17 protein-coding genes are annotated in these 16,450 nt (G+C 62.7%); 15 read left to right on the top strand and 2 right to left on the bottom strand.

Going from position 1 to position 16,450, the window contains the following annotated elements; genetic code table 11:
* Positions 1–4: 4 nt before the first annotated feature.
* Positions 5–409 (bottom strand): DUF4112 domain-containing protein, encoded by a 405-nt coding sequence (locus tag PAF18_RS09170; protein ID WP_271115453.1) that lies wholly within the window; start codon positions 407–409, stop codon positions 5–7.
* A 230-nt stretch (positions 410–639) separates the two neighbouring features.
* Between PAF18_RS09170 and PAF18_RS09175 the strand changes: the two genes are divergently transcribed.
* The 6 genes from PAF18_RS09175 to PAF18_RS09200 all read left to right on the top strand — a co-directional run bounded on the left by PAF18_RS09175 (position 640) and on the right by PAF18_RS09200 (position 6,148).
* On the top strand, positions 640–1,383 hold the full coding sequence (locus tag PAF18_RS09175) for a Crp/Fnr family transcriptional regulator (protein ID WP_271115454.1): 744 nt from the start codon (positions 640–642) through the stop codon (positions 1,381–1,383).
* Between the two features lie 180 nt (positions 1,384–1,563).
* Positions 1,564–2,601 (top strand): tellurite resistance TerB family protein, encoded by a 1,038-nt coding sequence (locus PAF18_RS09180; RefSeq protein ID WP_271115455.1) that lies wholly within the window; start codon positions 1,564–1,566, stop codon positions 2,599–2,601.
* Positions 2,602–2,670: 69 nt separating this feature from the next.
* Entirely contained in the window at positions 2,671–3,255 is a 585-nt protein-coding gene (locus PAF18_RS09185; RefSeq protein WP_271115456.1) for a hypothetical protein, read from the top strand.
* Positions 3,255–3,662, top strand: coding sequence for a phage holin family protein (locus tag PAF18_RS09190; protein ID WP_271115457.1), 408 nt, complete (start codon positions 3,255–3,257; stop codon positions 3,660–3,662). Before PAF18_RS09185 ends, PAF18_RS09190 begins: the two co-directional genes overlap by 1 nt.
* Complete coding sequence (locus tag PAF18_RS09195; protein ID WP_271115458.1) at positions 3,659–4,768, top strand: hypothetical protein; 1,110 nt, start codon at positions 3,659–3,661, stop codon at positions 4,766–4,768. The genes PAF18_RS09190 and PAF18_RS09195 overlap by 4 nt, the downstream gene beginning before the upstream one ends.
* Before the next feature lie 213 nt (positions 4,769–4,981).
* On the top strand, positions 4,982–6,148 hold the full coding sequence (locus tag PAF18_RS09200; protein WP_271115459.1) for a nuclear transport factor 2 family protein: 1,167 nt from the start codon (positions 4,982–4,984) through the stop codon (positions 6,146–6,148).
* A gap of 62 nt (positions 6,149–6,210) precedes the next feature.
* Here PAF18_RS09200 and PAF18_RS09205 read toward each other — a convergent pair whose 3' ends face one another.
* Positions 6,211–7,278, bottom strand: coding sequence for an ester cyclase (locus tag PAF18_RS09205; protein ID WP_271115460.1), 1,068 nt, complete (start codon positions 7,276–7,278; stop codon positions 6,211–6,213).
* Positions 7,279–7,472: 194 nt separating this feature from the next.
* On the opposite strand from PAF18_RS09205, the gene PAF18_RS09210 reads away from it, so the two are divergent.
* The 9 genes from PAF18_RS09210 (at position 7,473) to PAF18_RS09250 (ending at position 16,400) form a co-directional block, all read left to right on the top strand.
* The gene (locus PAF18_RS09210) at positions 7,473–8,711 is read left to right on the top strand and encodes an ABC transporter substrate-binding protein (protein ID WP_271115461.1); all 1,239 of its coding nucleotides are present in this window, start codon (positions 7,473–7,475) and stop codon (positions 8,709–8,711) included.
* Positions 8,712–8,836: 125 nt separating this feature from the next.
* A complete protein-coding gene (locus tag PAF18_RS09215) occupies positions 8,837–9,865 on the top strand; it encodes a carbohydrate ABC transporter permease (protein ID WP_271115462.1) in 1,029 nt (342 codons plus the stop codon).
* Between the two features lie 3 nt (positions 9,866–9,868).
* On the top strand, positions 9,869–10,750 hold the full coding sequence (locus PAF18_RS09220) for a carbohydrate ABC transporter permease (RefSeq protein WP_271115463.1): 882 nt from the start codon (positions 9,869–9,871) through the stop codon (positions 10,748–10,750).
* Positions 10,751–10,757: 7 nt separating this feature from the next.
* A complete protein-coding gene (locus PAF18_RS09225; RefSeq protein ID WP_271115464.1) occupies positions 10,758–11,822 on the top strand; it encodes an ABC transporter ATP-binding protein in 1,065 nt (354 codons plus the stop codon).
* Entirely contained in the window at positions 11,819–12,304 is a 486-nt protein-coding gene (locus tag PAF18_RS09230) for an ester cyclase (protein WP_271115465.1), read from the top strand. Before PAF18_RS09225 ends, PAF18_RS09230 begins: the two co-directional genes overlap by 4 nt.
* Before the next feature lie 10 nt (positions 12,305–12,314).
* Positions 12,315–13,649, top strand: a complete 1,335-nt coding sequence (hisD, locus tag PAF18_RS09235; RefSeq protein WP_271115466.1) for a histidinol dehydrogenase — start codon at positions 12,315–12,317, stop codon at positions 13,647–13,649.
* Positions 13,646–14,410, top strand: a complete 765-nt coding sequence (locus tag PAF18_RS09240; RefSeq protein WP_271115467.1) for an SDR family NAD(P)-dependent oxidoreductase — start codon at positions 13,646–13,648, stop codon at positions 14,408–14,410. The genes hisD and PAF18_RS09240 overlap by 4 nt, the downstream gene beginning before the upstream one ends.
* Entirely contained in the window at positions 14,410–15,432 is a 1,023-nt protein-coding gene (locus PAF18_RS09245) for a LacI family DNA-binding transcriptional regulator (RefSeq protein WP_271115468.1), read from the top strand. The genes PAF18_RS09240 and PAF18_RS09245 overlap by 1 nt, the downstream gene beginning before the upstream one ends.
* Positions 15,429–16,400, top strand: coding sequence for a nuclear transport factor 2 family protein (locus PAF18_RS09250; protein WP_271115469.1), 972 nt, complete (start codon positions 15,429–15,431; stop codon positions 16,398–16,400). The genes PAF18_RS09245 and PAF18_RS09250 overlap by 4 nt, the downstream gene beginning before the upstream one ends.
* Positions 16,401–16,450: the final 50 nt, after the last annotated feature.

Raw genomic sequence — 16,450 nt, forward strand, 5'->3', positions numbered from 1 at the left:
CCGATCAGCCGCGCTCGATCATCCTGCCATCCGGCGCTGGATCCGGGGCCGGCGCCTCTCCGGGCAGGGTCTCGAGATGCTTGCGCAGAATATCCACATTGCGCCTGTTCGATTTGAATCCCGCATCGAACAGCGTGCCGAGCAAGGGGATGCTGCCGAACACGGCGTCTGCCGCGACATTCACCCCCTGACGCATCAGCTTCCCCTTGGGCAGGCCCATGCGATAGCTCTCAAGCATGATCCAGGCCGCGGGCAGCGCTGTGGCCGCGTCGCCCACCACGGGAATGATGCTGGCGATGGCGTCATAGCCGACGCGGAAATTCGTGCCGGGGATGCGGAAAATCGTATCGAGCTGCCGGGAGAGGCGGTCGAGACGTTCGAAACGGTCTAGATGAGGATGGTCAGCCATGCGGGACAAATCACCACAATCGCCTTCCGGTTCCCTTCAGCCTCTGTAAACCTGCCTGCAACGCCCGCCACTGCGCCCGGCACAGCAATGAAATGCAGTGCGCTCAGAGCCTTCCTGAGAGGAGACCCGCCGTCGCGCCGCGTCGGGCGGTGGCGCTCTGCCGCGTGGTGTGACATTTTGGGTGCGAGGCCCAGATCGCGCCGAAGCAGAGCCGAAGGGCGGAACCCGAGATGCACCCCAAAGAAAAACGAAGCTGTCTGTACCGGAAGATCTCGCATTATGTCGAGCTGACGGAACAGGACATGATCTATCTGGAAGGGCTTGAAACCAATCGCCGCACCTATCCCGCCCGCCAGCGCATCCGGCGTCCCGGCGAGGAAGCCGACATCCTGTTCATCGTGCGCCGCGGCTGGCTGTATTCCGCATCGGATGTCGAGAATGAGAGGCGCCATATTCAGGGGCTGCATTTCCCCGGCGACGTGATCGGCATCTCCGACATCACCCTCGCCATGTCCCGCGCGAGCCTGATCACCGCGACCGAGGTCGAACTGTGCCGGCTCCCCAAATCGGGGCTGCGCGACCTCTTCGAAACCTCACCGCGTCTCGCCGCGCTGTTCTTTGCCTTTGGCGCGATTGAAAGCGTCATCCTCACGGAACGGTTGGCGGCGGTCTCGCGGCTGGATGCCGAGGCACGGCTGTCACACATGCTGTTGCAGATCCATTCGCGCATTCTGGTCACCGCGCCGGAAAACGGGGACTGGTTCCGCATGCCGCTGAGCCAGGAAGTCATCGGCGATGCAATCGGGCTGACCCAGGCCTATGTGAACCGCACCTTCAAAGCGCTCGAGGCACGGGGCTTGATCGAACGTCATCACAACGGTGTCGAGCTTCTCGACAAGCCCGCCCTTATCGAGCTGAGCGGCTATGAAGATCGCTACAGCACAATCGATCAAGGCTGGATGCCGCAGCGTTAACGCTCGGCGCAGCCACAAAAAAACGCACCGAGTTATATACCAGTTAAACTAGATCAGTCCGCAGGAACTGCACCAGACTGTTAGCGTTCCATCGATAGCTGCCGCATCCGCACGCCCTTTCCGGCCGGTACGCTCGCGACATCGGCTATCACCATTTACTTAGCGACAGGAACGTTATTCATGAGCACCGATACATATCCAAACGTCCGCGATCACGAGGTGGCGCACGGCAAGCCGGCAGAGCTTGTACGTGTGTCCTGGGCCGGCATTTTCGCCGGTGCCGTGGTCGGTATCGCAGTGGTGGCGACGCTCACCCTGCTCGGCATGTCCATCGGCTTCGGCGTCATTGACCCCACGCTGGAAGAGAACCCGCTGGCCGGTGTCGGCACCGGATCGGCCATCTGGGCGGCATTGACGATGATTGCCGGTCTGTTCGTGGGCGGTTTCGTTGCCGCCCGCCTCGCCGGTCAGCCGAACCCGATCACCGCCGTCTTGCACGGCGCGACCGTCTGGTCGCTGGTGACGGTCGCGATCATCTGGCTGGCAAGCACCGCGATTGGCGGCCTCGTCGGCGGCTCGCTGAGCGCGATTTCCAGCGGCGCGTCGGCTGCCGGCTCGGCCGTCGCCAGTGCGACCCAGTTCGCAGGTCAGCAAATCGGCCGCATCGACATCTCGATGCCGAACCAGCTGCCCGACGGGATCGAGCAGCGCCTCGAACAGCGCGATCTCACCCCCGAAGACCTGCGCCGCGAATTCAACAATGCCATCGCGGAATCGGCGCTCGGCCAGGAAGACCTGAATCAACTGCGTGAAAACGCCGCAGAAACCGCCCGCGAAGTCGCCCAGAATCCCGGCAATGCCGGTGCCATCGTTCAGGATTTCATCGAAAACCTGACCGGCTCGGGCGAAGAGGTCGTTGTTTCGGACGAAGAGCGTCAGCAGATCGTCGACCGACTGGTCCGCCGCACCGGCATCACCCGCGCCGAAGCCGCGAATATGATCGACGAAGCGCAGGCTCGCTTCAACGAAGCGCGCGGCCAGATCGTGAGCTCGCTTGAAGAGGCCCGCGAAACCACGCTGCAGGCAGCCGAGGCCGCGTTGAACGGTCTGACCAAGGCAGCTTTCTGGTCCTTCTTCGGACTGGTTCTCGGCCTGATCGCCGCTGCCGGCGGTGCCTTTGTCGGCGCGCCGAAGACGCTGCCGCGCGCTCGGGTCTGAGCCTGAAACCGGCCGGGGCGGAACCCGCCGCCCCGCGCCAATCAACAACCAACCAACAGGAGGCCTCTCATGTCAGAGCAGGACCACAGAACCAATCAGGACCGCGCCGAAGCGCTTCGCCAGCAGGGCGAAGACAAGCTGCGCGAAGGCCGCGACGCCGCCCGCTCGGCGCTTCAGGAAGGCCAGCAGAAGGCCGGTGAGATCCTGGACGACCAGAAGCGCGGATTGGCCGAGCAGGTGAACTCGGTCGCCAAGGCAACCCGTTCCGCCGCTGAAAAGCTGCGCGAGGAAAATCAGGGCGTGATCGCCGGCTGGATCGAGTCCGCCGCAGACGGCGCCGAAACTGCCGCCGGCAATCTGCGCGACCGCGATCTGGGCGATATCTACGGCCAGGTGACCGACTTCGCCCGCCGGCAGCCCGCCGTGTTTATCGCTGGTGCCGCACTTCTGGGCTTTGCCGCCGCGCGTTTCGCGGGCGCATCCGCCTCGCACAGCTACGATCAGGACCGCTATGTCTCTGATCGCAGCCCGTCCCGCCCGGACGGCTATAATCCGGCAGCCCCGGTCAGCACCGGCAGCCCGACGGCGCCTGCGGGCAGCGCCTACACACCCGCCGCCCCGGCAACCCACACCGGCACGAGGGAGCAATCCTGATGGACGACCACAAATATCACGATCCGAACCGGCGCAGCGTGAGCGGGCATCTGTCCGCCATCGTCGATGACGCCATCAATCTCGTCCGTGGCGAGGTCGCCCTCGCCCGCGCCGAGGCAAATGAAAAGGTCGGCCAGCTGGGTGCGGCGCTTGTCATGGCGGTGCTCGGCACTGCGCTCATCATGGCGGCGCTGGTGATCCTGCTTCAGGCCATCGTGCTGGCGCTGGTCGAGATGGGCATCCATTCCGGCTGGTCGGCACTGATCGTCGGTGGTGGCACGGTCATCGTCGGGATCATTCTGCTGATGTCCGCGAAGTCGAAATTCTCGGCTGAAAATCTCGCGCCCAGCAAGACCATGGAACAGATGCGCCGCGACCGCGAAGCCATCAAGGAGACCCGTCTATGACCGATTATTCGGATAAATCCACCCGACAGATCGTCGATCAGATCGAGGATCGCCGCCAGAGCCTGTTGCGCAATGTCGATCAGCTTCAGGGACAGTTCCGTCCCGAAAACCTGATGGAGACTGCCCGCACCGCGTTGCTTGACAGTGGCGGGGCTGAATTCACCCGCAATATGGGCCGCTCGCTGCGCGACAATCCGCTGCCGGTCGCCCTGATCGGTGCGGGTATGGCCTGGCTGATCGCCGGTCAGGGCGGACCGACCAGCCGCGACATCGCCAGCCGCGGACGTGACATGTCAGATCGCGTATCGGAACGCTTCGGCAATGACGACGACGACGACGATGATTACCGCGGTGATCGGATCGGCACCCGTGCGAGCGGACTCTATCGCCCCGTCGGCAGTTCGCCCGCGGTTGGCGGTCGTGGGATCTCGCATGATGTCCAGGGACGTCAGCTGACCGAGGCAGAATTTGCCGATGCCGATGACGACGACGGCGAAAGCATTGCCGACCGCGCCCGTCGCAGCGTCGATGAGGCGCGCGACCGTCTCAGCTCCGCGCGCGACAACGCCTCGCGCCGTGGCCGCGACTTCGCCCGCTCGGCACGTCAGAGCGCCGATGATCTGCGCTATTCGGCGCGCGACCGGTTCGACCGCAGCCGTGACCAGTTCGCGGATGTTGCCGGCACCGCAGCCGACCGCGTTTCGGAAGCCTATCGCTCGAACCCGGTGGTGCTCGGGCTCGGTGTCGCCGCACTCGCCGCGCTCGGCGCGACGCTGCTGCCGTCGACCCGTCGCGAGGACGAGCTGTTCGGAGAGCAGGCGGATGAGCTGAAGGACCGCTCTCGCGAAGTGCTCGACACCACGGTCGAGCGTGCCGGAGAGATCGCCGAAAAGACGCTCGACAGCGCCAAGAGCGAGGCCGAGGCCCGCGGCTATGACACTGGCAATGCCGAAAAGGCCGCCTCGGGCGTCATCGACGATCTCAGCGAGATCGGCGCAAAGGCAGCCGAGACCGCCAAGAAAGAGATCGACGCGGACGTTAATAAAACCACGTCGACAGGTTCTGGCGCGAGCGGAAGCTCCGACGGCGTGAACAACAACAGCTAAGACCCGCCCAGATAAAGGCCGTAAGGCCCCGTCGGTTCGCCGGCGGGGCCTTTTGCATGGCGGCGAGCGGCAGAAGGCAGGCAGCTACCCTCACCCATCCCCGCAGAACGCCGTCTTGACCACGCCCGTCGAACGAGCAGCTCAGAGGGTTGTTGCATTCGTATGCAGAACAGCTAGGGTCGGCATGGCAAACATTGGAAAAGGATTCTCAACATGGCTGCGGACGATAAGGGCGCGGACGGGAACAAGCCGCGAGGCAAGGCATCAGGCGACGCCGTTCTTCAGGTCGAGCGCCGCGATTTCGTCGATCTGGTGCCCGAGGGTCGCAAGCGCGTTCAGCCGATGGAGGGGTTCGACGACATCTATACCGACATCGTCGATTACATCATCCGCTGCACCCATCGCATCTGGGACGAGCGCGATATTGGCCTGATCTACACGCATTACACCCATAATTGCGTGCTCTACGGGACGATGGGCACCATGTATGACCGCGAGGAGGTCGTGCGCGACACCATCCAGCGCCTGGTCAGCCTGCCCGAGCGGCGCGGCATGGCCACCCAGGTCATCTGGAGCGGCGACGACCAGAAGGGTTTTTATACGTCTCATCTCGTCACCGGCTCGGGCCGTCATACGCAGCACGGGCATTACGGCCCGCCGACAGGGCGCAGCTTTGTGTCGCGGACCATCGCCGACTGCATGATCCACGCCAACAAGATCTATCGGGAATGGGTTGTCTCGGATCAGATGGCGATCATCCGTCAGCTGGGTCTGGACCCTCAGGATTATGCCGCGCGTCTGGCCGGGAAGCTGTTCGAAAAGGGCGTCGAATCGATCGATATCGGCGAAAACCGCCGGATGGTCGGGCAGTATCCGCCCGATTCGAAGCCGGACCTGTCGATCGCCAGCACCGATCTGGAGCGCGAGACGCTGGACTGGCTGCATGCGGTGTGGAACCAGCGGATGCTGGGGCGGATCAAGGATGTCTACGCGCCGACCTGCCAGTATCACGGACCGCTCATGACCGAGCTTTACGGCATCGCCGCCGTCACGCATCAAACGCTCGGCCTGCTGGGATCGCTGCCCGATGCCGGATTCACCCCGCAACATATCTGTTCGACCGAATGCGAAGAGGGCGGCACGAAGGTTGCCGTGCGATGGATCCTCGAAGGGCATCACCTCGGCTATGGGATGCTGCAAGAGCTTGGAGAACCGACCGGCAAGCGTGTGCAGGTGATGGGGATCAGCCATTTCCACTATAAGGACGGCAAGATCGTCGATGAATGGCGTGTCTACGACGAGTTGTCGCTGCTGGTTCAGGTCAAGCTGGCCCAGCTTTCGGAGGCTGCGCGAGAGCCGATATATTTCGATGAGGGCTGATACCCGAAGCGGTCTGCCCGGCGCCCGACCCTGAAAGGCCGGGCGCCGCTGAGCCGCCGCGCCTAGCCGCCGCGTCGGAAAATCGGGCTCATCCTGTCCAGCACATCCACCCCCATCTGCATCAGCAGATCCAGCATATCGAGCGGCACCCAGTTTTCGCGGATCAGCCCCTCGTGATGCAGGTAGAAATCCATCACCCGCATCGTCACCGGCCGGCCGGTCGGGGCAAGGCCCAGAAAGCCGCCGCCGCGATGCATCGCGAAGACGCTCGGCCAGCCGGCAGTGACGGAATAGGGGCCGTCCCCTATCCGGATATAATGCCCACCGCCATGCTGTTGCTTGAGCGCGCCGATCTCGTCCCACTGCCCGCCGCCCTTGCGGTTCGGGAAGGCCATGCGGAAGGGCAGCTGGTGGCAATCCACAAAGCCGGACAGCCCCCGCGCCGTGCCGATACCGGCAGGGCCATACCACATCATCTTAGGATGCCAGAAGTCCTTCTGCGGCATGTTCAGCAGCCCCTCGCGCCCGCCCCTGCCTTCATCGTCATAAGCCCCCAGCGCGGCGTGCATGGCCAAGGTCTGTGCGATACTGGCAGCACTTTCCTGCGGATCGCTATCGCGCAGGGCAAGACCGTCTCCGGTGATCGGACCCGGCCACATCTCTTCGGCGCCGAGGCTCGGTGCAAGCGGCCAGAACCCCGCCTGGCGAATGAGGTCGAGCACGTCCCAGAGACAGCTGGACTGGACGATCCGGCCATGCGCGATCTGGTGCACCTCGCCATACCGGAGATAGGCGGCACCGCCCGTCGCGGGGATGCCCAGCCAGTCATGACGGAAGCTTCCGCAGTAATGTCCCATCATCGCGACATAGTCACGCCCCTCATATTGCCCGCCGACGACAATCAGGTCGCGCCGTTCGAGATCGGGGAAGCTGTGCCGCAGCGGCGCCCAGACCTGCGCCGCAATCGCTTCGGGGCCGGTCATTTCGTTCATCGGGTGAGAGCCGCGCCAATGCGCTTCGGGCGCATAGAGCGTGCCGAGCAGTTCCGGAAGCGCCTCGGGGCGCGCCTCGGCAAGGCGCAACATCGCCTCGTGCATATCGATTTTCCGGCTGAGATGCGGATCGGTCATGGCGTTATCCTGCGCGGTTCGTATCGGCTTAAGATTTTCTTGCATTCGTATGCAGCGATTGCTAGCATCGATTCTGCGACAGGTAATTTCAAGCCTCCTCGCCACAAAGAAACAGTATTTCATGCGGCCAATAACTTTGCGGGCCGACCCTGCCCGATAACTCGCCGGGCGCTGTTCTCAACAGGAGACGGACCATGACAAGAATTCTGCAAGCCAGCGTAGCCACGATCGCACTGATCGGGAGCGCGGGCATGGCAATGGCCGAATGCGGCATCGAATCCGGATCCGTGCGGATCCTCTCGAATGACTTCGAGGCGCTGCACGTCATCGCCAACGCCGCCGAGACCTGCGCCAGCGACACGGTCGAAGTCACCAAGAACCAGACCACCGAGCACAAGAATATCCAGGTGCCGGCGCTGACGACAAATCCTGCCTCCTACACTGTCGCGGTCGTGGCGACGAACTCGGTCATGCCGCTTCTCTCGGCCGATCTGGTGCGTCCTCTCGATGAATATGTCGAGAAATGGGGTCAGGATCTGCAGGAACAGCAGCTCATCCGCGTCGGCGACAACATCATGGCGATCGCTTTCATGGCGAATGCGCAGCATCTGTTCTATCGCGAGGATCTGCTGGAAGAGAACGGCATCGAGGTGCCGACCAGCTATGAAGAGATCCTCGCCGCCGCCGAAACGCTGCGTGCGAATGACGTGATGCAGTATCCGCTTGCCTCCGGCTACAAGCCGGGCTGGGATCTCGCGGCGGAGTTCGTGAACACCTTTCTCGCGACCGGCGCCGATTTCTTCAAGGACGGGACCGCCGAGGTCGATATCAACAACGAGAACGGGATCAAGACGCTTGAGACGCTGAAGGCGATGAGCGAATACATGGACCCCGATTTCGTCACCTATGACAGCAATGCGCTGCATCCGCTCTGGGAATCGAATGACAGCGCGATCCAGATCCAATGGGGCTCGCGCACCCGCGAATATTCCGATGAAACCGGCTCCGCGCCCGAGATCGCTGCCGCCACGGGCTATGCCGCCGCACCGACGCTCGGCGATGCCGAGATCCCTGCGGCCGGTCTGTGGTGGGATGGTTTCGTGATCGCGAAGAATATTTCGGACGAAGACGCCGAGGCCTCGTTCCGCGCGATGATGAAGGGGATCTCGCCCGAAACCATTGCCGAGAACCGGGAATCCGCGGTCTGGCTGGTCAAGGGCTACGATCCGACGCCGGCTGCGGAAGGGGTCTCTGCAAACCTCGCCGCGGGCGCACGCCCCTATCCGATGCTGCCCTATATGGGGCTTCTGCACACCGCGCTCGGCGATAATCTGGCCGAGTTCATGCAGGGCCAGGAGAGCGCCGAGCAGGCACTGGCGGATGTGACCGCCGCCTACACGACCGCGGCTGCCGAAGCGGGCTTTCTGAACTGATGACGAAGACCGGGACGGCGCGCTGACCGGCGCGCCACGCCCCGCCACGCGCTAAAGACGCCCCGCCTGTCCTGACGCCATTCCCGCGTCCGGGCTCTGCCTTCACACGTTCGACGGAGTAACCCATGCCGCACAGAACGTTTCTGGCCTTTATCTGGCCTTCCCTGCTCGCGATGATCCTGTTCATCGCCATCCCGATCATCTCGGTCGGATATCAGTCGCTCTTTGTCGAGCATCAGCAGGTCATGAGCCAGACCGAATCCTGTGGCCCGTTCGGCTGCAAGACCGAGATGCGCGTCGATTCCGCCGCCATGGCCGAGCTTCGCGAGGAAAGTCCGATGGGACGGTTCAACGGGCTGGGCACCTATTCCAACGCCAGCCACCTTGCATTCGACGAGCTTGGCGCAGCCTGGCGCAACAGCGACAGTCTTGGGGTATTTCTGGGTCAGGTGATGAACCTGCCCTTCTACAAGGCGCTGATCTTTACCATAGCCTATACCTTCATCGTGACCCCGCTTGTGATCATACTTGGCTTCTGTATCGCGGTCTCGGTAAACGCGGTTTCGGCCCGGTTGAAAGGGCCGGTCATCTTCTTCTCGCTTTTGCCGATGATCGTGACACCGCTGATCGGCGCGCTGGTGCTGTTCTGGATGATCGATTCCCGCGGCATCATCGGCGCGACGTTGCAGGTCGTGTTCAACGATCCGCAATTGTCGCTGAAAGCCTCGCCGACGCTGACCTGGGTGACGCTGTTCGTCTATGGCGTCTGGCACAGCGCGCCGTTCGCTTTCGTCGTGTTCTATGCCGGGCTACAGACCGTGCCGCAGGACACGTTGGAAAGCGCCATGGTCGACGGCGCCAGCCGGTGGGAGCGGATCCGCTTCGTCACCATCCCCTATCTGATGCCGCTGGCGACCTTTATCGCGCTGATGCAGCTCATGGATAATTTCCGGGTTTTCGAGCCGATCATCGGCTTCTCGGCCGAGGCGAACGCAACCTCGCTGAGCTACCTGATCTATTCCGATCTGCGTTCAGGCGACTTTCCGCTATTCGGCTCGGCCGCCGCCAGTTCGATGCTGACCATTCTCGGCGTGGTCATCCTGTTGTTCCCGGTGCTGATCCGCACCTGGCGCGATTTCAGCAGAAAGGCCTGATCGATGGCAAAGAGCATAAATCGCAAACCCATGCCGCTTGTCGTGCTGTCCACCGGCTTCGTGCTGCTGTGGCTGTTCCTCGCGGCGTTCCCGTTCATCTGGACGGCCTGGGGATCGTTCAAGGTCGAGGCGGATTTCTTTTCCCGCGCCGACTGGATGAATGCAATCACCGGCCCGGCCACGACCGCGCAGACCGGGGGCCCCTTCACCGGCAGCGGCTATGAGGGAGCGTGGATCGAGCAAGAATTCTGGCGCGCCGTGCTGAACACCGGCATCGTTGTCTTTGCCGTGGTCACGATTTCACTGACGGTCGGCACGCTGGGTGGCTATGCGCTGGCGCGGTCCGGGTTCCGCTATACGTTCTGGATCCTGATCGCGGCGCTGATCTTCCGTGCCATGCCGCATGTGACGCTAGTCTCGGGCTATCTGCTGCCCTTCTTTGAAATGAACATCTGGGGCTATCTGCCCACGACCATTATCGTGCTGGTCGCGATCAATCAGCCCTTTACCCTGTGGATGCTTCACAGCTTCTTTCTGACCATCCCAAAGGATCTGGACGAAAGCGCAATGGTCGATGGCTGCACGCGCTTCCAGGCCTTCCGTCTGGCGGTCATCCCGGTGATGTGGCCGGGGGTGGTGACTACGGGGCTGTTCAGCTTCCTGCTGGCCTATAACGACTTCACCGTCACCTCGATGCTGCTGAGCCAGGAAAACCAGACCATGATCCCCAAGATCAACAGCTTCCTCGGCTCGACCCAGCAAGAGGGCAAAGTCATGTATGCGGTCGCCGCCGCCGTTTCGGCCATGGCCCCGCTTTTCGTTCTCGTCATGGTGTTCCAGCGCCAGATCGTCAGCGGGCTCACCGCCGGCGCCGTGAAAGGATAGGTATCCGATGGCTGAACTTCGTTTGAAAAACGTTTGCAAACGCTGGGGAAATTTTATCGGCGTCGATAATTTCGATCTCGATATCGCGGATCAGGAATTCATCGTGCTGCTCGGGCCGTCGGGTTGCGGCAAGTCCACCACGATGCGGATGATCGCCGGGCTGGAAGATGTCACCGATGGCGAGATCTGGATCGGTGACAAGGTCGTCAACAATGAAGAACCCAAGGATCGCGACATCGCCATGGTGTTCCAGTCCTACGGTCTTTACCCGCAGCTTTCGGTTTACGAAAACATCCGCTTCCCACTGAAGGTCCGCAAGGTCCCGAAGGAGGAACATCACGAACGGGTCATGCGCGCCGCCGAGATGGTCGAGCTGACCGAACTGCTGGAACGCCGCCCCGCCGCGCTCTCCGGCGGGCAGCGCCAGCGCGTCGCGCTTGGCCGCGCCATCGTGCGCAAACCGACCGTGTTCCTGATGGATGAGCCGCTGTCGAATCTCGACGCCAAGCTGCGGGTTTCGACGCGGGCGCAGATCAAGAATCTCCAGCACAAGCTGAAGACCACAACCGTCTATGTCACCCATGACCAGATCGAGGCGATGACGCTGGCCGACCGGGTCGTGGTCATGAACAAGGGCCGCATCCAGCAGGTGGGGACGCCGACGGATATCTATGACTATCCGGCGAATACCTTCGTGGCAGGCTTCATCGGCAGCCCGGCGATGAACCTCGTGACAGGCCGTATCGAGAACGGCGTCTTCGAGGCCGAAGGGATGCGCGTCCCCGGCCTGCCCACGCACCACGCAGGGCCGGTGACGCTTGGCTTCCGGGCCGAAGATGTGACCCTGGCCGAGCCTGGCGGCGGTGAATTGCGCGCTCCGGTCTACTCTATCGAGCTTCTTGGCGAGGCGTCCATGATCAGCCACAGGCTCGGGGAATCCCTTGTGTCGATCAAGGCGCCAAAGGATTTCCGCATCGAGATCGGCGAGGAGGTTGGCACCAATATTCCCGCCGCGATGTGCCATCTGTTCGATGCCGAAACCGGCGAACGGATCCCGCAGGAGACGGCATGACCGCTGAAGAAAAGGCAGAGGCGACGCGTCACGTCATCCTGCGCATGGAGGCTGCGCTTGGCGAGAATTCGGACGATATGGCGGCGCATTTCCACGAAGATTTCCGGTGGATGGGCAACCGGGGCTGCGGCACCAAGCCGGATCTCCGCTCTTTCCGCGAGAACTGGCAATTGCCGCTCCGCGCTGCCTTCACCGAGCGTCACTACAAAACAGAACGCTTCATCTGCGAAGGCGATTGGGCGTCGTGCTTCGGCCATATCGAGGCGACGCATTCCGGCGAGTTCATGGGGATTTCCGCGACCGGCAAGCGGGTGACGATCCCCTATATGGACTTCTGGAAAGTCGAGGACGGGCGGATCAGGGATAACTGGGTCTCGGTCGATTTTGCCGCCGTTCTGGCGCAGCTGGGTCGCGACGTCTTCGCCGGCGAGGGCTGGGAAGCATATGACCGCGGCGAGCGCACACCGCCGCGACCTCAATAGGGAAGACAACATGGCCATCGAACATCTGAAATCCGGAAAAACTGAGGACGCCCGCGCTGAGGACGACGCCAAGGTCCGCGCCACGGTCGAGGCAACGCTCGATGACATCGAAAAGCGCGGAGACGCCGCCGTGCGCGAGCTTTCGGCGAAATTCGACAAATACGAACCAGAGCGTTTCCGCTTGTCGCAGTCGGAAATCGAGGCCGCGATGCAGAAGGTCGGCTCGCGCGAGATGGAGGATATCCGCTTCGCTCAGAAGCAGATCCGGCGCTTTGCCGAAGCCCAGCGGGACTCGATGCGTGACGTCGAGATCGAGACGATGCCCGGCGTGATCCTCGGCCATCGCAATATTCCGGTGCAGTCCGTGGGCTGCTATGTGCCGGGCGGCAAGTTTCCGATGGTCGCCTCGGCGCATATGTCGGTGCTGACCGCCTCGGTGGCCGGGGTGCCGCGCATCATCGCTTCGGCCCCGCCGGTGAACGGCGCTCCGCATCCCGCCATCGTCGCGGCGATGCATATGGGCGGCGCGCATGAGATCTATGTGATGGGCGGCATTCAGGCGGTCGGGGCCATGGCGCTTGGCACCGAGACCATCGAGCCGGTGCATATGCTGGTCGGTCCCGGCAACGCGTTTGTCGCCGAGGCGAAGCGGCAGCTTTACGGTCGCGTCGGGATCGACCTGTTCGCCGGCCCGACAGAGACCATGGTCATCGCCGACGAAACGGTCGATGCCGAAATCGTCGCCACCGACCTGCTGGGTCAGGCCGAGCATGGCTATAACTCACCCGCCTGCCTGATCACCAACAGCCGCAAGCTGGCCGAGGACACGCTGGCCGAGATCGACCGGCTGCTGGAGATCCTGCCCACCCGCGAGACCGCCTCGGCCTCGTGGCGCGATTATGGCGATGTATATCTTTGCGAGACCCATGACGAGATGCTGAACCTCGCCAATGACCTTGCCTATGAGCATGTGCAGGTGATGACCGACCGCGACGACTGGTATCTGGAAGGGATGCACAGCTATGGTGCGCTGTTCCTTGGGCCGCGCACCAATGTCGCCAATGGCGACAAGGTGATCGGCACGAACCACACATTGCCCACGAAGAAGGCCGGGCGCTATACCGGCGGGCTGTGGGTCGGGAAGTTCCTGAAAACCCACAGCTATCAGAAGGTCACGACCGATGAGGCCGCGACGCTGATCGGCGAATATGGCTCGCGGTTGTGCATGCTGGAAGGCTTTGTCGGCCATGCCGAGCAATGCAATATCCGGGTGCGACGCTATGGCGGGGTGAACATCCCCTATGGCGAACCCGCCCCCCATCGCGAAACAGCGGAGCAGGAATGACTCTCCCCAGAACACCGTCGTTCCGGCTGGATGGCCGACGCGCCCTTGTGACTGGTGCGTCTTCCGGTATCGGCGCGGCCTGCGCGGCAGCGCTGGCGGAACAGGGCGCCCATGTGGTCTGCGCCGCCCGCAGCGCAGACAAGCTGAATGAGGTGACGGAAGAGATCCGCGCACGCGGGGGAAGCGCCGAAACGCTTTCGCTGGACATGGCCGATCTTGATGCGCTGGCAAATTCGCTGGCGGCAGAGGGTGCTTTCGACGTGGTCGTGAACTCGGCTGGCATGGCGCGCCATTCGGCGGCGCTTGACACCTCAGTGGAAGATTTCGATGCGGTGATGGCGTTGAATCTCCGCGCCGCCTATTTCCTGTCGACCGAGTCGGCGCGGAAGATGATCGCCGCGGGCAGCGGCGGCTCGATCATCCATATTTCCAGCCAGATGGGGCATGTCGGCGGCATAGACCGGGCGGTTTACTGCGCCTCGAAACATGCGATCGAAGGCATGGTAAAGGCGATGGCGCTGGAATGGGGAGCTGAGCGGATCAGGATCAATACGATCTGCCCAACCTTCATCCGCACACCGCTCACTCAGTCCACCTTCGACGACCCCGAACGGGTCCGCTGGATCAAGGAAAAGATCAAGCTGGGCCGTGTGGGCGAGGTCGAGGACATCATGGGCGCGGTAGCCTATCTGGCCTCGGACGCGGCCGCGCTGGTCACCGGCACGTCGCTGCTTGTGGACGGAGGCTGGACGGCAGACTGATGGCGGCAGAGAAAGTGACATCTCAGGATGTGGCCACGCTGGCCGGCGTCAGCCAGTCGGCGGTGAGCCGCGTCTTTACCCCGGGCGCCTCTGTATCCGAGGCAATGGCCAAGAAGGTGCGCGCCGCCGCAGAAAAGCTGGGATATCGCCCGAACGTCCTTGCGCGCTCACTGATCACCGGCCGCACGAGGATCATCGGGCTGGTCGTCGCCTATCTGGAAAACCAGTTCTACCCGGTCGCGATCGAGCATCTGTCGCGCGCGCTCGAAGCGCAGGGCTATCACATCCTGATCTTCATGGCAGAGAACTCGGATGCAAGCGTGGCCAATGTCATGCAGAAGCTGATCGACTATCAGGTAGACGGCATCATCGCGGCCTCTGTCGCCATGACGAACGATCTGTCGGATCGCTGCTCGAATGCGGGTATTCCCGTGGTTCTGTTCAACCGCGGTCAGGATGGCGATCAGCACTCCTCGGTCACCTCGGCAAACCGGGCCGGCGGCGCGAAGGTGGCAGAGTTTCTGATCGCCGGCGGGCATCAGCGGATTGCCCATATCGCCGGTTGGCGCGGGTCCTCGACGGGCCGCGACAGGAAGGACGGTTTCCTCGATGCGCTGCGTGCCGCGGACAGAGAGCCCGTCGCGGTCATCGACGGCATGTATCAGCGCGAGGCTGCCGCGGATGCAGCCCGCCAGATGATGGCGCTGGACAGCAGCCCGGACGCGATCTTTGTGGGCAATGACCACATGGCCTTCGCCGTGATGGAGGTCCTGCGGCAGGAGATGCGTCTGAAGCTGGGCGAGGATATCTCTGTCGTGGGCTATGACGACGTGCCGCTGGCGGCCTGGCCGTCCTTCGACCTGACGACCGTGCGTCAGCCGGTGAACCGGATGATCTCGGCCACGGTCGAGACAATGCTGTCAAAGATCGAACACAAGAACCACACACCGCGAAAGATCGAAATCGACGGGCCCCTGATCCAGCGCGGATCGGCCCGGATCCCGGAAGGTTGGACCGAATGACCATTTACGACCGTTGGCAGGATTTTCCCGATTACATCATCGGCATCACCAAGGAGATCTGGGAGGATCGCGGCGTCGAAACGCTCGATCGCTATTATGGCGAGAATATTCCCGTCCGCTCACCCATGGGCATCACACGCGGCAATGCGGCGGTGAAAGCCTCGACCATGGCGACGATCCATGAGTTTCCGGATCGCGAGCTGTTTGCCGAAGATGTCATCTGGTCAAATGATGCGCAGAACGGCCATTTATCCTCGCATCGTCTCATCACCAGCGGGACGCATCTGAATGAAGGCCAGTTCGGCCCCGCGACAGGGCGACGCTGGACCATTCGAGTCATCGCCGACTGCGCCGCAAAGGGCGAGACGATCTATGATGAATGGCTGGTGCGCGACTATGGCGGGCTGGTCCGGCAACTCGGTCACGACCCTTTGCAATTCACGCGCGACCTGATCGCGGCGGAAGGGGGTCCCGATCAGGCGGTGATGCCGTTCCTGCCCGAAAACGATGTCGACGGAGGCTATCACGGCATCGGCAACGACAATGAATGGGGTCTGCGCTACGAGCAGGATCTGACGCGTGTGATGGATCAGGACTTCAACCATATCCTGACCGGCTATGACCGCGCCGCCATCGGCCAATATCCCGGCGCGGTCGAACTTCTGGGGCGAGAGAAGATCGCCGGGTTCTGGATCGCGCTGCGCTCTTCCTTTCCCTCAGCGACGTTCCGTGTGCATCACCGGATCGGCATGGATGCCGACATGCTCTCGCCCCGCGCCGCGATCCGGTGGTCGCTGGACGGCACCCATGACGGGTGGGGCGCATTCGGGCGCCCGACAGGTGCGCGTGTCCATGTATTCGGCATGGCGCATGCCGAATACGGCCCGTGGGGGCTGCGCCGCGAAACCGCGCTCTATGACGAAATTGCGATCTGGAAGCAGATCCTGCTGCATAGCGGAGATTTATGATGCCACGTCAGAGCATCGCATTGCGGCGCTTCCATGTCTGGCGTCAGGCG

This window comes from Paracoccus sediminicola, from assembly GCF_027912835.1.
Classification (GTDB): Bacteria; Pseudomonadota; Alphaproteobacteria; order Rhodobacterales; family Rhodobacteraceae; genus Paracoccus; species Paracoccus sediminicola.

Excerpts from the sequence above, each read along its gene's own strand:
- PAF18_RS09170 (WP_271115453.1), bottom strand. The coding sequence starts at position 409 with ATGGCTGACCATCCTCATCTAGACCGTTTCGAACGTCTCGACCGCCTC.
- PAF18_RS09175 (WP_271115454.1), top strand. The coding sequence starts at position 640 with ATGCACCCCAAAGAAAAACGAAGCTGTCTGTACCGGAAGATCTCGCAT.
- PAF18_RS09180 (WP_271115455.1), top strand. The coding sequence starts at position 1,564 with ATGAGCACCGATACATATCCAAACGTCCGCGATCACGAGGTGGCGCAC.
- PAF18_RS09185 (WP_271115456.1), top strand. The coding sequence starts at position 2,671 with ATGTCAGAGCAGGACCACAGAACCAATCAGGACCGCGCCGAAGCGCTT.
- PAF18_RS09190 (WP_271115457.1), top strand. The coding sequence starts at position 3,255 with ATGGACGACCACAAATATCACGATCCGAACCGGCGCAGCGTGAGCGGG.
- PAF18_RS09195 (WP_271115458.1), top strand. The coding sequence starts at position 3,659 with ATGACCGATTATTCGGATAAATCCACCCGACAGATCGTCGATCAGATC.
- PAF18_RS09200 (WP_271115459.1), top strand. The coding sequence starts at position 4,982 with ATGGCTGCGGACGATAAGGGCGCGGACGGGAACAAGCCGCGAGGCAAG.
- PAF18_RS09205 (WP_271115460.1), bottom strand. The coding sequence starts at position 7,278 with ATGACCGATCCGCATCTCAGCCGGAAAATCGATATGCACGAGGCGATG.
- PAF18_RS09210 (WP_271115461.1), top strand. The coding sequence starts at position 7,473 with ATGACAAGAATTCTGCAAGCCAGCGTAGCCACGATCGCACTGATCGGG.
- PAF18_RS09215 (WP_271115462.1), top strand. The coding sequence starts at position 8,837 with ATGCCGCACAGAACGTTTCTGGCCTTTATCTGGCCTTCCCTGCTCGCG.
- PAF18_RS09220 (WP_271115463.1), top strand. The coding sequence starts at position 9,869 with ATGGCAAAGAGCATAAATCGCAAACCCATGCCGCTTGTCGTGCTGTCC.
- PAF18_RS09225 (WP_271115464.1), top strand. The coding sequence starts at position 10,758 with ATGGCTGAACTTCGTTTGAAAAACGTTTGCAAACGCTGGGGAAATTTT.
- PAF18_RS09230 (WP_271115465.1), top strand. The coding sequence starts at position 11,819 with ATGACCGCTGAAGAAAAGGCAGAGGCGACGCGTCACGTCATCCTGCGC.
- hisD (WP_271115466.1), top strand. The coding sequence starts at position 12,315 with ATGGCCATCGAACATCTGAAATCCGGAAAAACTGAGGACGCCCGCGCT.
- PAF18_RS09240 (WP_271115467.1), top strand. The coding sequence starts at position 13,646 with ATGACTCTCCCCAGAACACCGTCGTTCCGGCTGGATGGCCGACGCGCC.
- PAF18_RS09245 (WP_271115468.1), top strand. The coding sequence starts at position 14,410 with ATGGCGGCAGAGAAAGTGACATCTCAGGATGTGGCCACGCTGGCCGGC.
- PAF18_RS09250 (WP_271115469.1), top strand. The coding sequence starts at position 15,429 with ATGACCATTTACGACCGTTGGCAGGATTTTCCCGATTACATCATCGGC.